The 17,640-nt window shown below is 55.4% G+C and carries 6 protein-coding genes; 3 read left to right on the top strand and 3 right to left on the bottom strand.

What is annotated here, in order from left to right:
- Positions 1-264 precede the first annotated feature (264 nt).
- Positions 265-10,476 carry a Calx-beta domain-containing protein gene (locus tag ABD971_RS35815; protein ID WP_345328509.1) on the top strand — a complete coding sequence of 3,404 codons (10,212 nt, stop codon included), beginning with the start codon at positions 265-267 and terminating at the stop codon, positions 10,474-10,476.
- Positions 10,477-10,613: 137 nt separating this feature from the next.
- On the opposite strand, the gene ABD971_RS35820 is transcribed toward ABD971_RS35815, so the two are convergent.
- Both ABD971_RS35820 and ABD971_RS35825 read right to left on the bottom strand, forming a co-directional pair.
- Positions 10,614-11,372, bottom strand: coding sequence for a metallophosphoesterase family protein (locus ABD971_RS35820; protein WP_339942366.1), 759 nt, complete (start codon positions 11,370-11,372; stop codon positions 10,614-10,616).
- A 110-nt stretch (positions 11,373-11,482) separates the two neighbouring features.
- A complete protein-coding gene (locus tag ABD971_RS35825; RefSeq protein ID WP_345328510.1) occupies positions 11,483-12,241 on the bottom strand; it encodes a metallophosphoesterase family protein in 759 nt (252 codons plus the stop codon).
- A gap of 364 nt (positions 12,242-12,605) precedes the next feature.
- Between ABD971_RS35825 and tsaB the strand changes: the two genes are divergently transcribed.
- A complete protein-coding gene (gene tsaB / locus ABD971_RS35830; RefSeq protein ID WP_345328511.1) occupies positions 12,606-13,367 on the top strand; it encodes a tRNA (adenosine(37)-N6)-threonylcarbamoyltransferase complex dimerization subunit type 1 TsaB in 762 nt (253 codons plus the stop codon).
- 151 nt (positions 13,368-13,518) lie between these two features.
- Positions 13,519-17,340 carry a PQQ-dependent sugar dehydrogenase gene (locus ABD971_RS35835; protein WP_345328512.1) on the top strand — a complete coding sequence of 1,274 codons (3,822 nt, stop codon included), beginning with the start codon at positions 13,519-13,521 and terminating at the stop codon, positions 17,338-17,340.
- On the opposite strand, the gene ABD971_RS35840 is transcribed toward ABD971_RS35835, so the two are convergent.
- Complete coding sequence (locus ABD971_RS35840) at positions 17,337-17,477, bottom strand: hypothetical protein (RefSeq protein WP_345328513.1); 141 nt, start codon at positions 17,475-17,477, stop codon at positions 17,337-17,339. The two genes, ABD971_RS35835 and ABD971_RS35840, sit on opposite strands and share 4 nt — an antisense overlap.
- Between the last annotated feature and the right edge of the window lie 163 nt (positions 17,478-17,640).

Here is a 17,640-nt window from a genome sequence, read left to right on the forward strand (position 1 = left end):
AATGGTCGTGGAAAGGTTGAATCTGTGTTGGGCTGCCACCATAATCGTCAAATTCGCTATATGCGCCCTCTTTCCTATTTTTAAGGTCTCCCTCTTCGTTTCGCCCGTCGCAATCAACGGATTCATTGCGGGCGTTTGGTGGCTCTCAGAGATAGCGGTGGGGATACAGTGAGATGCAGCTGAAAATCGGGCTGCAACCCACTCGTGCATTGGCGGAAGAACCTTGATTTTCCGTGCTTCCCCCTGCTTCCGAGCTCTTCAACCATGGCATCTCGCACCCGACTTCTTCGTTCGAAGCTAGCCCGTCAACGCCGCCGCAATTGGTTTCGTCAAAGTCGATTCGAGAATCTCGAGGAGCGACGATTATTGGCGTTTGTGCCAGCGACCCCCGAGTTGGGGATCTTCGTCGAGCAGGGAGGGGCGCCGACCAGCAATGGCCAAGTCACTAGTATCACGCCTAACAATCGAGTCAACGGCGCGATCGAGTCGGTCTTGGCTCACCCGACCAACCCTGACGTGGTCTATGTCGGCAGTATCAACGGCGGGATCTGGCGAACCGATAATGCGACCGCTTCGAACCCCGATTGGACCCCGCAAACCGACCACTTGCCTTCGTTGACGATTGGGGCGATCGAGTTTGACACCGAGGATACGTTCTTTACCAATCCATCGGGATCTCCCTTTCAAACGCTGGTCGCCGGCACCGGTAACTACAGCAGTTTTGGGGGCGCCGGAGGCTCGGTGGGCTCGGTCTACGTGACGCATGATGGCGGCGACACGTGGGTAGATCCTGGCAGCATTGGATTGGCGGGAATTCGTGTTTCAGGCATCGCATCCAAAGATTTCGGCAACACGATCGTCGTCTCGAGTGACGATTTCTTCGATGGCGGGATCTATCGCAGCACCGATGGAGGGGCGACGTTTACTGAAATTACGATTGAGGCGTTTCCAGGAATCCCTGCCGACCGATTCAATGATTTGTTTGCCGATCTGAGTGCTTACAATCGCTTGTACGCGTCAGGCCCCGATGGCATTTTCCGGTCGGATGACTTTGGTTTGACCTGGAATAATGTTTCTCAGTCCAATGCGGCTTTGCAGGGACTGCTCAATGGCGGCGGGATTAGCAACACCGAAATGGTCGTGCACCCAAATTCGGGCCGGTTGTTTGTGGGGATCATTGTTGGTGGCCAACCTGCGGGACTGTTTTATACGGATACGGGAGATACCGTTTCACCAATTTGGCGCGAGATGGATGTGCCCATTCTTCCGATTGCCAACGCAACGAACATCACCGGGGTGACCAATACTAGTCCTATCAGCATCAGGGCCGTGGGGCATGGTTTGCAGACAGGCGACTTGGTGTTAGTCAATGGAGTTCGCGATAGTACCAATTCGACGCCGGCCAATGGTCAATGGGTTGTAACGCGAGTTGATAATGATAACGTCACGCTCAACTTGTCCAATGGAACCGGAGGCGGAACCTACACGGCGAACACCGGCCAAATCACCAAAATCACCAACCCCAGCCCCACCTTTAAAGACACGTCGGTCCCTGGTAGCCAAGGCCGCATTCACTTTTCTATCGGTATCGATCCCAACGACCATGACATCGTCTACATCGGGGGCGACCGACAAGATACCCCGTTTCCCAACGCGATTGGTGCCAGCAACTTCACCGCATCGCTGTTCCGTGGTGATGTCAAAATCAGTCGTGATCCGCTGCAGATTCCATCACCCCAGTGGGATCACTTGACCGACGACTCGAACGCATTTGATCCCAGCGGCGGGACGGCCAATGGCAGTGCTCCGCATGCCGATTCACGCGACATCGCGTTCGATGCAAACGGCAATATGTTAGAAGTCAATGACGGCGGGATCTTTCGGCGCACCAGCCCTCAAGACAATTCGGGGATCTGGGAATCACTGTCGGGAAGTCTGGGGGTTTTTGAATATCACGATGTCGCCTACGACAGTAATTCGAACGTCATACTTGCCGGGGCCCAAGACAACGGGACTCAGTATCAGTTGAACGAAGATCAGCAAGAGTGGAGTTTGATGTCGGGCGGCGATGGCGGGGATGTCGTCGTCGACAACATCACGTTGGCGGGGCAGGGACAGTCGATTCGCTACAGCAGTTTTCAGAATCTGGGCGGTTTCCGCTCGACTGTGTGGGACGCCAATAACAATCAAATCAGCGGTACGAATCGGCCTTTGGTCGTCACGAGTGGAGCTCCGCTGCAGCCCCAGTTTGATACTTCCGTGGTGCTCAATGCCATCGACCCGCGGCAATTGATTATCGGTGCACGCAATGGAGTCTACGAATCCTTTTCCCAAGGCAACTCGATCACGCAAGCGTCCACGTTTAATGTTCCTGGTGGGGTGGCAAACCCGATGGCCTACGGAGGCCGGTCGGCTGTCCATGGCGACAATGCGGCAGTGATTTACGCCGGAGACGCGTTTGGCAACGTTTATGTTCGTGAAGAAACCGTGAGCACGTTCACCACCAACATCGATATCGGAGGCACTGTTCTCGATATTCGCATGAATCCGAACGAATGGTGGGAAGCGGTTGCAATCGATTCGGACACCGTCGCGCGGACGACCGACAAAGGCAGCACGTGGGATGACATCACCGGAAATCTTGGCACGCTCGGCGCGACCGCGTTTCGCGCGATGGAGTACATCTCGACCACGATCGGAGGCAAACTGTTCGAAGGTTTGGTGCTGGGGACGAACCAGGGTGTCTATGCAATGACGTTTGACGCGGTCGGCACTTGGTTTGAATTTGGCAGCAATGTGCCCAATGCTCCGATCTACGATATGGACTACGACTCGGCCGATGATGTGTTGGTACTCGGAACGCTCGGCCGTGGTGCTTGGAAATTGAAAAACGCCAGCACCTTTTTGGCTCCTGCGGTGAGTCTGTCGGTTGCCCCGGACACGGTCAATGAAAGCGATGCCTTTGCAACATACACCGCCACACTGAGTCGCGTTTACAGCGAAGACATTCTTGTGCCGCTACAAGCGAACGCCACTTCGCCGGACAATGGACCGCACGTTGCCACCGAGGGTGTGGACTATATCGCCCCGGTTTCGATTTTGATCCCGGCCGGTTCGTTGACGGCGACGGCTCAGTTGATGCCGCTGCAAGATTCGGTGGACGAGTTCGACGAGACGGCTGTGATCGAAATCGATGGTGCGGCGTTGACCAACGCACGCGTGTTTGGAGTCGCAAGTGCGACGACCACGATCGTGGACGATGATCCGGCGGTCGTGAATCTGACGCTCGACCGGTTAACGATTGGCGAAGCCAGCGAGTCGGCGATCATCGGAGCGTCCATTGGTGCATTGTCGCCGGTTGATATCGTCATCGACTTGCAAGTCGATGCAGCCAGTTCCGCGATGGGAAGCGGCGTCGATTACATCAATTCCAGCTTGCAAATCACGATTCCTGCCGGATCGCTTACGGGTACCACGTCTTTGGTCACGAGTGTGCAAGACACGCTTGATGAACCTGATGAAACTGTGATTGTTTCGATTGCAGGGGTGTCGCCTGGCGCGGTCAAAGGCAGCACGGATTCGGTCACGGTGACGATTGTCGATGATGACGCACCGCCGACGGTAACGCTTTCTGCGACACCGGCATCGATTGCCGAAGCGGGCGGCGTTGCTACCTTTACCGCGCTGCTTTCCACGATTTCAGGTTTCGATGTTGTCGTCGATCTCGAGGTGGTGCAGCCAATTTCGCTGGGGCCGTTTGCGACCGCAGGCGGCGTGGATTTCATCGATCCAGTGCTACAAATCGTGATTCCTGCGGGCAGCTTGCAGGGGTCGACCACGGTCACCGCAGTACCCGATGTGCTTGATGAGTCGGACGAACTTGTCCTTATCGACATCGCCAATGTGACAAGGGGGACGGAACTTGGACAGCAACGTGCGCAAACGATCATCCTTGACGACGACCCCGAGCCGACGATATCGCTTGCCGTGGACAACACGACGATCCCCGAGAACGGCGGCGTTGCCACGTTTACAGTTTCGCTGAACACCGTTTCTGGTAGAGACGTGACCTTTAATTTTGAGCTCAGCGGCGATGCACTGCCCGGTTTAGACTACTCCCACTCACCGCTGTCGGTCACCATTCCTGCGGGGCAAACCCAGGCGGCACTGACCGTGACGGCAGTCGACGAGGCGGTGTCGTTTGACGAAGAAGATCAAGAAATCGTCGGAGTGCAAATCGTGAATGCGGTGAACGCTGGAATTGCCACTCCGGGCGTGGTGACCACGGCGATCTTGGACGACGATGACGCGCCAAACGTGACTTTCGAGAGCGATGTCGATTCGATTCTGGAAAATTCTGGCGTCGCCACGTTCACGGCGACCTTGTCGGAAGTCTCGGGACGCGATGTGTTTGTGGAAATCCAAACCGCCGGAGTCGCGATCGAAGGAATCGGGCCCAACGATGGTGATTACTTCATCCCGCCACCGAAAAATATCACGATTCCCGCGGGGCAAACTACGGGGTTTACCCGCGTGATTGCGGTTCAAGACAATCGGCATGAAGGCGACGAACAAGTGATCGTCAACGTGGCAAGCGTTGTCACTGGGCTGACAAGCGACGTCGTCACTACGGGTGTATTGTCGGACTCGGTGCTGATTACCGATGATGATCCGGTGCCAAGCGTAGCCTTGTCAGGTGGCGCAGCGGCGATTTCCGAAGCTTCTGGGACAACGACGTTTACCGCAACCCTTTCGCATCCATCGGTCGATCCGATCACGGTCGCGATTGATTTCACAGGGACCGCAATCAACGGTACCGATTATACAGCGTCGCAGTCGACGCTGACCTTTGCACCTGGGGCGACCACCGCGACGGTGACCATTACCGCCGACGAAGACACGCTGGATGAATTTAACGAGTCGGTCGTGTTGACGTTGGTCAATCCGACCAACGCAATCTTGTCAGGCTCGGTGGTTGCGTCGACCACGATCACCGACAATGACGCAGCTCCGCTGGTCACACTCGCCGTCGACAAAACCTCGGTGACCGAATCCACCGAATCGATTGTCTACACCGCGACGCTTTCCACACTGTCGGGCAAGGATGTGGTGATCGATTTGACGCTTGGTGGATCCGCCACCGCGGGAGTGGACTTTACCGGTTTAACGACGCCGATCACCATTGCCGCAGGATCAATTTCAACGTCCTTCACGGCGGTCACCGTTGCAGATGGCATTGATGAAGTCGATGAGGATTTGATCGTCAATGTCTCCGCTGTCACCAATGGAATTGAAGACGGTGTGCAGGGTGTTTCGACCACGATCATCGATGTGGATCCGTTTCCCACAGTGGCTTTGTCAATGGATCCTGACACCATCGGCGAAGACGATCAATCGACGACGTTGACCGCGACGTTGTCCGAGATCAGTTCGCGTGACATTACGATCGATCTCGACTTTGGTGGGGATGCCCAGTTCGGCATCGACTATACGGTGACCCAGACCCAAATTGTGATTCCTGCGGGCAGTCTAAGTGAATCGGTCACCTTGCAAAGCATTGAGGATTCGATCGACGAGTTGCACGAGCAGATCGTGGTAACGATCGCGGCGGTCGACTTTGCGACCGAAAGTTCGCCTCAGTCGGCCATCGCCACGATCACCGATAACGACCTCGCACCCACGGTGACGTTGACCAGCAATCAAGTCAGTATTAGTGAAGCCGCGGGACAGGCTGTCTTTACCGCGACGTTATCCGCAATTTCGGGACTCGATGTTACGGTCAATTTGGCATCCTCGGGAACCGCGGTCGAAACAGATGACTATACCGTCACGGGAAATTCGATTCTGATTCCAGCGGGATCCATTTCGGGGTCCATCACCGTGACGGCCATTGATGATTCGCTTGACGAAGTGGATGAAACCGTGGTGCGAGATATCAGCGGGTTGACCAATGCCACGACATTGGGCCCTCAATCGGCCTCGACGTTGATCCTTGATAACGATGCACCGCCGGTGGTCACGCTGCGGTTCCAAACGCCGAGCATCATCGAAGGGGATGCGGCAATCAATTTGTTTGCCGATCTATCGGCCCCCTCCTCACGTGACGTGACAGTCAGTTTATCGTTATTGGGAACGGCCACGGACATCGATGACTACGCCGCCAGCGATGTGACGATCTTCATTCCGGCGGGTTCCACATCCGGATCGGTGACGATCGATGTCGTGGATGACGGGGTGTTCGAAGACGATGAAACGGTCATCGCCAGCGTTTTGGCGGTGGTAAATGCGACATCACCGTTTGCCCATAGTGATACGTTGACGATTCTCAGCGAAGATGCGGCACCCAATATCACGCTCACGTCGAATCAATCCTCGATCGATGAAGACGGGAATGCGACCATCACCGCAACGCTGGACGCGGTTTCGGAAGTTCCCGTGACAGTGACGCTGGGGCTGTCTGGTGATGCGACGCTGGGCAGTGATTATCTGGCCTCGGAAACCACCTTGCTCGTTCCCGCTGGCTCGCTTTCCGCGTCCATGGTTTTGACCAGTATCGAGGACACTTTGGACGAAGTGGACGAGGTGATCACCGTTTCGATCACCAATCTCGTCGGTGCGGCAACCCAATCGCCTCAGTCGGTCGACGTCACGATTCTCGATAATGACTTGGCACCTCAGGCGTCGTTGGTCTTTGTTCCGGCCTCCATTTCGGAAACCGGGGGTGAAGCCGAGTTACAAGTGAACTTGTCGGCGGCATCGGGTAAAGAGATCACCGTCTCGCTCGCCGCTGTGGGGACGGCAACCGGTGGCGGTGTCGATTATCTTGGGATGCAAAACAGTGTGACGATTCCCGCGGGAGCGACTTCAGCGTCGTTCACGATCTCGGCTGTCGGCGATGCCATTGACGAGAATGACGAGACTTTGTCGGTGTCGATTCAGTCGCTTGTCAATGCAAACGCAGGGATTCTCAACGCGGCGACGTTGACCATTCTCGATGACGATCTGCCGCCCACGGTAACCTTGGCGATCGACAATCCCGTGCTCGCCGAAGCATCGGGTTCAGCGATTGTTACTGCGACATTGTCGGAGCCTTCGGGGCTAGAGGTTGTCGTGACTCTCGGTTTGACGGGATCCGCATCAAGCGAAGACTACAGCATCACGGGGACTTCGATTGTCATCCCCGCCGGCTCGACGATTGGCACGGCGGTGATCACGACGACTCAGGATTTGTTGGACGAACCTGACGAAACCATCGTCATCGATGTGACCAATGTGACCGCAGCGATCGAGCAAGTCTCGCAGCAAGTTTCGGCAACCATTATCGACGATGACAATCCGCCCACCGTCACGCTCGCCGTGGATCAAGCCACATTGGTCGAATCGGTCGGCGGGGTTGCCACGGTATCAGCGACTTTGTCCGGCGCCTCGGGGAACGATGTCACGATCGATTTGGAAGTCACGGGAACTGCCGAGACAAGCGATTTTACCCCCATTCCGCTACAGATTTTGATTCCGGCTGGAGAAACGACCGGCTCGGTTACATTCTCGCCGGTGGATGATTCGCTTGACGAATTGGACGAAACCGTGGACATCGCCATCGTCGCGGTCAGTGGTGCCATCGAGCTGGGCGACCAGTCGACCACGACGACTATTTTGGACGACGATGACGCTCCGAACTTGTCCTTGTTGACTGATCTTGCGTCGATCGATGAGGCCTCGGGGCAAGCGGTGCTGACGGTTCAAATGTCAGCGATCTCGGAGCTTGATGTGTCAGCGACCATCTCGCTGTCAGGAACCGCGACTGCGGGTGGCGTGGATTACACCGCGTCGAATTTACAAGTCTCGATACCGGCGGGATCGCTTACCGCATCGATCACGATTGATGCCCTCGAAGATCTGCTATACGAGCAAGACGAGTTGGTCGTGGCTCAGGTGCAATCGGCCACTAATGCCGGCTTTGATCCTGCGGCATCGACCACGGTAACGATCGTCGACAACGATTTGCCGCCTACGGTCACGTTTGTGATGGATGTCACCGAGATTGCCGAAAATGGCGGCATCGCAACCTATACTGCCACGATCTCGGAGCCATCGGGATTGGATGTCGTGATCACGCCCACCATCACGACCACGGCCGATCCATCCGATTTCACGCTTTCCGCTACGTCCCTTGTGATTCCAGCCGGAAGCACCACGGGGACACTGACGATCACCGGCGTCGAGGATGAATTGTTCGAGCATGATGAATTGTTGACGGTGTCACCAAGTCAGATTGTCAATGCAACCGCGTTGTCCGTCGTGGACTCGGTCGTGAATATCATCGATGACGATCCGTTCCCATCGCTAGCACTTCGTTTGGCGAACACAACCGTGGTCGAAGGCGATAGCGAAGACGTGGTGATCGAATTGAGCGAGGTGGCGGGCGTTGACATCATGGTCGACTTGACGTTGACCGGCACCGCAACCGAAACCGGCGATTACACGATAAGTTCCAAGAGTGTCATTCTTCCAGCGGGTCAGAAATCGATCACGGTTTCTATCGACACCGTGAATGATGCCTTGGACGAAATTGTTGAAAACATCTCGATTAGCGCATCGGCATCCGATGGCGTGATTATCGGCAGCCAAGCCACTGCCAATCTCGATATCTTGGATAACGATCCGCCACCCACTGCGAACGTGCGAGTGGATAACTTCACGCTTGATGAACTTGGCGGGCAAGCGATTATGACGGTGCAATTGTCGCAAGCCTCTGGGCGTGATGTTGTCTTTGACATCAGCCTTGCTGGAAAAGCAATCTCCGATGTCGATTACTCGATATCCGCCCAGCAGTTGGTGGTGCCGGCTGGCAGCACGACCGCCAGCGTTCTGATTCAAACAATCGATGACTCGGTTTTCGAAGACGACGAGGAAATTCAGATTTTCGTTTCCGCGGCCGACAGTGACACAGTCGACTTTACCGATCAAACGCTGACGTTGAACTTGATCGACAACGAAGCGAGGCCTTCGGTATCGCTGGTGTCGGATGTAACCTCGATTGCCGAAGCCGATGGCGTGGCCACCATTACCGCAACGCTCAGCGGATTGTCCGACAGCGATGTCGTTGTTCAGACGAGTATTGTCGGGCAAGGTGATGTGACAAGCGATGACTTTTCGGTCTCAAGTACCAGTATCGTGATCCCTGCAGGGCAATTGTCTGGATCGATCACAATCACCGCCACCAATGATCCGTTTGTGGAACAAGACGGCGTGGTCGGCTTGAGCGTGACGAGTGTGACCGGGAATTTCCAGACGCTGCCTGACCAGCTTAGCATCACCATCATCGATGATGACGAAGGTCGTTTGCTGATCACGTCCGCAGCGGATCCCATCGTGGTGGGCGAAGACGGATCGACGGCCGAGTTCTCTGTCAATTTAACCGCGGCACCGTTGGCGGATGTGGTCGTGGTGATCTCGAGTAGCGACACAGGCGAAGTCACCGTTTCGCCGCGATCCTTGGTCTTCACCCCCCTGAATTGGAACCAACCTCAAAGCGTGACCGTTACCGGCCAGCCCGATTTGTTCGAGGACGGGAATATTGCCGTAGACGTCCTGTTGTCAATCAACGAATCGGTTTCGGATGTCGGCTTCGCGGGACTGGGCACCACCGTCGTGGATGTGGTGAACACGAACTTGTCATTCCAGAATTTGCAATTGGTGCGCGAAGGCGATCAATTGATTGTCCGTGACCAAAACACGGGACGTACCCTCGATACGCGGCCGGTGATTGATGGCGAGCGATTGCGGCTGAACTTGGCTGGCGGAGCGAAACGGTTGAACATTGCCTCGCTCGGTGATTTCCAAAACATTATCGAAATCGACATGCAGGCCGACGACACCATCAATTACGGTGGGGGGTGGGTTGCCGATCAACCTCGCTTTATCGATGGCCGTTACACCCACGTCTTGCGACGTGACAAAGCGATCCTGTATGTGCGGAACGTCTCCCCGAATGTGAACCCGTACAACCCCCACGATACCAATCGTGACGGAGTGATCACGCCAAGTGATGCGTTGGTGATCATCAACCAATTGCCACAAAATGGTGGCGTGATTGCCACTCCGGGACCTGATGATGCACTTCGCAATTACTATCCCGACGTCAACGGCGACAATGTGATGACCGCACTTGACGCATTGCAGGTGATCAATTTCATCAATCGCTTCAAATCGGGTTACGACGCCTCGTTGTCGATCGCCGACTTCTTGGCCGCCAACCAAAACGGGCAAGCCGAGGCACAAGCGGAGTGGACGGGATCCAGTGCGACGACGATTGTTGCAGAACCCGTTGCCGCAGTAATGGGATCCGCCAAGCAGGACCAAGGAACGGTCGATCAAGCGATCTTGGATATGTTTGATGACAAGAAGGCTGACTCGGACGAATCCGCCGAGTTGTCCGAGACGCTAGCTGACGCGCTGCTTGGCAGCTTGGTTTGATCGTCGCCGCTACGATTTTTTAACTGTCGCGAAACTCGTCACGAGTTTCGCAACAGAGCACTTCCGTCGTGTTCCGCGGCTCGCGATTTAGCGGGCGCCCCGCCCCGCGCCGCACCGCGAAGCGAAAACCGTTCACGCTAGCGGCCTTCGCGTAGACGGTATCCGAGAAAGTTATCCAATTCGGGTTCCGCTTCGATCTCTTTGACCGTTTCTTCGATGTCGTATTCGACGCGGCGGAATTCGACGACATGTTCATCATACAGCACGTAGCAGCTTCGTGGGTCACCGTCTCGCGGTTGCCCTACGCTACCGACGTTGATCATCAAACGCTGTGATTTGTCGGAGACCGAATAACCACCCGCCAATTCCATCGGCCGAATAAATCGCATGTCAGGCGTGAAAATTCCCGGCACGTGAGTGTGCCCTTGGAAACAGAGGTGCGGGATCATGGAAAACAGCTTTTCCATTTTCTTGCAGTTCTGAGTGTCTTCGGGAAAGACGTACTCGTTGGTGGGACTGCGAGGCGATCCGTGTACGAACAGCACCCCCCCTTCGCGGACGGTGCGAGGCAATTTGCACAAGAATTCCATTCGCCGCCGGCTGGCCTCGGGGCCATCACGGCCACATTCGAGTTGAGCGCGGGTCCAAAAAATTGCCTGTTCGGCGGCAACGTTGAACCCCTCGGGGTCAAACAACGCGCTGCTGTCGTGGTTGCCCAGCACGCAAAAGTCGAATTCGATCGCTTGGTCTAAACAGGCACACGGCTGAGGGCCATAACCGACAACGTCGCCGAGACACACGATGCGATCGACTTTATTGGATTGAACGTCTGCAAGGACCGCTCGCAAAGCGGCCAGATTTCCGTGGATGTCACTAAGAATGGCGGTCCGGGTCAATTTAAAAACTCAGGTTGAAAACGAAGGAACGGTCCAGCGAACGGTCTGTCCAGCCAAGAAGAATCGTAATCTTAACCCCAAAACCGATTTCGCGTCAGCTAGAACGCTTTCTATCGCCCGTGTTTCAGTCGATCGCCCAATGCGTCGGACAGCTCCGCAACGGCGTAAATCTTGTTCGCGGTGACGTCGCGATCGTAATCGACACGCCGGTAGGTCACCGTTTTCGCATCCGTATCCAAGATCGCATAACAGGCTCGGTTGTCCTCGTCGCGAGGTTGGCCGACGCTGCCCACGTTGATCATCGCTTTATTCGGGCCGACGTTGTAAACGTAGTCGCATTCCTCGGGCGAAATAAACTCGCATTCTGTCGTAAAGACGCCTGGCAGATGCGTGTGCCCCATAAAGCAGATATGTTCGATCTTGGCGAACAACATCTCCATTTTGCGTTGGTTGAAGATGTCTTCGGGAAAGACATATTCGTTGGTGGGGTCGCGAGGCGATCCATGGACAAAGCGAAATTCGCCTTGGTCGATCTGTCGCGGCAACTCGCCTAGAAAATCCCAGCGTGTGTTGATCTGCTGAGCCGAGCCGGGGCCGTTGTCCAATTGGTCGCGTGTCCAATAGATCGCTTGCAGCGCCATCGGATTAAAACCCTCGGGATCAAATAACGCCGCCTGGTCGTGATTGCCAAGAATGGTCGAATGACAGCTTTTCATGACCAAATCGAGACATTCACACGGATTGGGGCCGTAGCCAATAATGTCACCGAGACAGTAAATCTCGTCGACAGGGATCGTCTTGATGTCAGCCAACACTGCGGTCAGTGCTTCAAGATTTCCGTGAATGTCACTGATCAGCGCGCGTTTCACTAAATGACTCGGTGGTGGAAAGCAATGGAATCGGGAAAACGTGGACGAAACTTCAGTGGTTCAAGATCTCGTCGCGGAGATCATATCACACTCCGTCTCGCACTCGTCCCTTTGTGCAAAACTATGGATGTGAAGGCCAAGCCCGAAGTGTAGTTTAATGCGTTTTTTTTGGGCAATCCCATCATTTTTGCTTCTCGCAAGATTTCCTCGCCTCGAAGCCGTTCGGTCCGGCATTATCAAGTTTACCGAATGAGTTACATTGTGGGGATCATAGGCATTAAGGCGGCATGCCAATCGGTCAATCTTCGGTTCCCATTTGGCACTTTTCCGCATTCTCACTCGCTTCTCAAACGCATCGCATCGCATGACCGCTGGAAATTCTCGTGAATTGCCGATTCAATTGGCTGTCGAAACCACGGGACGGACCGGCTCGGCCGTGCTGATGAGCGGCGACAATGTGTTGCTGCGACGGCCTATGGGCGAGCAAATACGCACGGCGGCAGCGATCGGGCCCTGTCTGGATGAAATGCTGTCCTGGTGCCGGGCCGAGAAAAAATCGATCGATTTTATTTCCGTTGCGGTCGGTCCAGGGTCCTTTACCGGGCTTCGTATCGGCGTCACGGCAGCAAAGATGTTGAGTTATGCCTTGAAATTGCCGCTGGTGGCGGTCGATTCGTTGGCGTCGGTCGCGGCGGTCGTGTTTTCCGAAAACCCCGATCTGCAAACGCTGCGAATCGGTTTGGATGCCTATCGAGGCCAGGTCTTTACCGGACAATTCCATCGCGGTGAAATCTTGCCGCCTCTTGCCGCGATTCCCAATCCATGGACGCCGCTGCCGCAATCGGTCGAAATCGTCAGTGCAGAAGAGTGGTCCACGCTGCTGGCATCGCTCCAAGCATCGCAATTGACCGTTGCGGGCGACGCCAAGCCGTTTGCGAAATTCAGCGGAACGTTGATGACTCGCAGCGAACTCGATGCATTTGGCGTCGGGTTGGTCGCACTGCGAGCTGCGGAACTGTCGCTCTTTACCGACCCCATGGCCCTAGTGCCCCGCTACCTCCGACCCAGTGCGGCAGAAGAAAAGGCGGAAACGCAACAATCGGCGGCGACGCGGGGAAAAGGCTAACGCGGCGGACTTGGTCCTGAGTCGGCGATTTCGGCTGGTCAGTTAGGGGGGCAATTTTCTCTATTGCGTTGCTTGCGGATCCTTCCTAATCTCCAAAACGACCTTCATAGTCTGAACCCAACCGTTCCCCATCCCGAGATGACGAATTGCCATGGAAGGCTACTCTAAATCGTTCGAGCGATCCTGTTTTTTACGGATTGCGACGACCCTGTTTGTCGTGCTCAGCAGCAGCTCGAGTGTGACGCTTTCGGCGGCTGAGGCTCAATGGATTTGGGCTGCCAACACCACCATCGACACTCCCATCGCGGTCGGCGAAACGTGCTTGTTTCGCAAACCTCTGAACTTAAAAGTTCCCGGCAAGGGACAAATTGAGATCGCTGCGGATGACGAGTACGAGTTGTATGTCAACGGCCGCAAAATCGGCAGCGGCCAATCCGCACGCCAAATCGATGAATACGACATCAGCGATCACTTAGAAGTGGGCCGCAACATCATCGCGATTCGCGTCGTGAACACACATGGCGACAAAGCCGCCTTGGCCGCTCGCGTGTCGGTTTTGCCCGACGGCACCGACAAATGGTACACCTTCAGCAGCGATGCATCGTGGCGAACCAGCAGCGACGAGGTGGCCACTTGGGAAACCGTGCTGCACAACGACCGATTGTGGGGCAACGCATCCTCGTTCGGCGAGCTTGGCGATACGGTGCCATGGGATCAAGACGAAGACGTGCAGGTCGCTGAACAAACCGACCAACGCGAACGATTCCAGATTCAACGTGGCTTCGGCGTCCAACGCGTCCTTGACGACGAACAAGTGGGCTCGGTGATCGCGATGACGTTCAACGAGTTTGGCCATATTATTGTCTCGCAAGAAAACGGACCTCTGCTGCTTGTCTTTGATCGAGACGAAGACGGCGTTCCCGAATTTGTGCGAACTTACTGTGACAAAGTCAAATCGTGTCAGGGCATCTTGGCACTCAATGGCGAAGTCTTTGTGACGGGCGATGGTCCCGATGGACACGCGCTGTATCGATTGACCGACGTGGACCGCAATGGTTCGCTGGAAAAGGTCCGTGCGATTGTCAAATTCAAAGGTCCTGCCGGAGAACACGGTGCCCACGGATTGCAACTTGGCCCTGACGGAATGATCTACGTGACGTTGGGTAGCCACACGCATGCGATCGGCAAAACGGGGCCGGGGGAAACGTACAACGATGCTTACGAAGGCGATATCCTACCTCGATACGAAGATCCCAGTGGTCATGCCATCGGCGTCAAGGCACCCGGAGGAACGATCATTCGTACCAACATCGATGGTTCGATCGTCGAACGTGTCGCTGGCGGAACCCGCAATGTTTACGATTTGGCCTTTCATTCCTCGGGGCACATGTTCGTTCATGATTCGGATATGGAAGCCGACATCGGGACCGCTTGGTACCGTCCGACGGCGCTGTTTGATGTTACCGAAGGAGCTGAATTTGGCTGGCGTACCGGATGGGCGAAATGGCCGGAACACTTCGTCGACCGTTTGCCTAATCTGCTAGACACCGGACGGGGCAGCCCGACCGGAGCGATCAGCTATGAACATTACATGTATCCCGTCCGATATCAGAACACCTTGTTTCTAGCGGATTGGTCCGAAGGCCGCATTTTGAATGTGCGATTGAAGAAACGCGGTTCGGGCTACATCGCCGATAGCGAAGTCTTTCTCAAAGGCCAACCGCTGAACGTGACCGACCTGGATGTCGGGCCCGATGGCGGACTGTATTTCAGCACCGGCGGTCGTGGCACCTCGGGCGGCGTCTACCGAGTCGTCTACAAAGGCGAAATTCCTGAACGCATGAAGAATCTAGGCAGCGGGATTGCCGCAGCCGTACGACAACCTCAAATCGGGTCCGCATGGGCACGTCAAGAAATCGCTTCGATCAAACGCGAACTTGGCAGCGAATGGGGGCAATTGGTTGCCGGAGTGGCCTACAGCGATGACAACCCGCCCCATTACCGAGTGCGAGCACTCGATTTGATGGAATTGTTTGGCCCGGTTCCTAACGAAGAATTGATCATGGAACTGAGCCGTTCGCCCAACGAAGCAGTGCGTGCTCGTGCAGCCGCAGTGATGGGAATGCACCCGAGTGCGAAAACCGGTCCACGGCTTAGCGAGATGCTTAGCGATCCCGATCCAAGTGTTCAGCGAGCAGTCTGCGAGGCAATGCTGCGTAGCGATAAGATGCCTGAAACCGTCGATCCTATCTTTGAATTGCTGGCCTCGGACGATCGCACTTTGGCGTTCACTGCACGTCGCGTGCTCGAGCAAATGCATTTGGGGCTGTGGCGTGACGAAGTCCTAAAGAACGACGACACGCGAATTTCAGTCCTAGGCATGTTGGCATTGATCAATGCCGACCCGACCGAAGCCAACGCGATCGAAGTCTTGGCAAGGATTAGCGAAATGATGACCGGATTTTTGAGTGATGCCGATTTCGCCGATGCGTTGCGTGTCGCCGAAGTGGCGCTGCATCGCGGGAAAGTTTCGCCGGCGAAGGTCACCGCATTCCGTGACCAGATTGCCGAAGAATTCCCAGCGGGTGACAACCGCATGAATCACTCGCTGATTCGGTTGGCCAGCTACCTGGGAGCCGAGCAGGTCGCCGATCGCGCATTGGCGTTTATCGAATCCGATGCACCGACCGAAGACCGGTCGTTGGTGGCAATGTGTCTGCAATTCTTGGCAAAGGATTGGGACGCCGAACAACGCTTCCGAATTTTGAAGTACTACGAGAACGCTGCGGGCCAAGCGACCGCCGGATCGTTGTCGATGTATCTGGCAAACGTTACCAAAGACTTTGCTCAATCGCTGTCCGATGAAGACGTCGCTGCGATTTTGGAACAAGGCAGCGTTTGGCGTAACGCCGCGCTCGCTGCGATCTACAAATTGCCTCGTCCTATCGACAAAGAAACCGCGACGACGTTGATCGAACTCGATCGCAAAATCGTCAAAGAACCTCAGCACGGTGACGTGGAACGACGATTGCGAACCGGCATCACCGCGATGTTGGCGACATGCAAAGATCAAAGTGCGGCCGACTATCTGCGGTCGGTTTGGCGTAGCGAGCCCGATCGACGTAGCGTCGTGGCCATGGCACTTGCCCAAGATCCTGATGGCGAAAACTGGGACTACTTGGTTCGCAGCCTGAATATTCTGGACGACCAAACCTCGGGTGAAATCCTGTCGGCACTCAAATCGGTTGCCATTGCTACCGATGATCCGATGGCGCTTCGTCAGCTGATCTTGTTGGGCGTTCGCGCCCAAGAGAATGGACAAGGGTTCGAAGGCGTCGAGCAATTGCTTGAACATTGGACCGGGATGCAGCGACCCGAAGGAGCGAAGATGTCGATGGCACCTTGGCAAAAATGGTTCGCTAAAACCTATCCCGACCGACCCGAGGCTGTTTTGCCCAACGCCGACGATTCTCGCTGGGATCTTGATCAACTGTTGACATACCTGGAAAGCGACACCGGCAGCTTTGGCGATTCGTCGCATGGCCGCGATGTGTTCGTCAAGAGTCGATGTGATCAATGTCATCGCCAAGGCAGCACCGGCAAAGCGATCGGTCCCGATTTGACCTCGGTCGCTCGGCGGTTCACCAAGCGAGAAATCTTGGAATCAATCCTGTATCCGGCTCACATCGTCAGCGACCAATACGCCAGCAAGAAGGTACTGACATTGGACGGCAAGGTGCTCGTCGGTTTGGTGACCACGCAAAGTGATGGCACGCTGTTGGTACGCGACAGCAACAATCGCATCTCCAGTGTGGAAGAATCCCAAGTCGATCAGATTCTGCCGAGCACCAGCAGTATCATGCCGAGCGGATTGCTGGACGATTTGAGTCTGAAAGAGATTGGCGATTTGATGAGCTACATGGGAGTGATTCCCGAGCTCGAGATCGCCAGCAAAGAAGACAGCCGACGCTAAGGCGACTCGGACGACATGTAGCGAAACTCGCCAAGAGTTTCGGCCCACTCACGAAATCGCCGAAAGTTAACTTTCGGCGATTTTGTCGTTTGTTCCGGCAAATGCGAACTCGACGCGTCAGCGAGGGACCGAATCATGATCGGGATTCCATCGCTTACGCGTTTCGATGTTCTTCTTCGGGCCAAAGGCCCGGCCATTTTCTAGCCGCCCTCATTATGTCCCAGCAAACGGCCGGGCCATTGGCTGGGCTGATGAAAATGTCGTGTATTGGCTTTTACTGCCACACGGATGAGTTTGCTG

The sequence above is a fragment of the Novipirellula rosea genome (assembly GCF_039541335.1).
GTDB lineage: Bacteria > Planctomycetota > Planctomycetia > Pirellulales > Pirellulaceae > Novipirellula > Novipirellula rosea.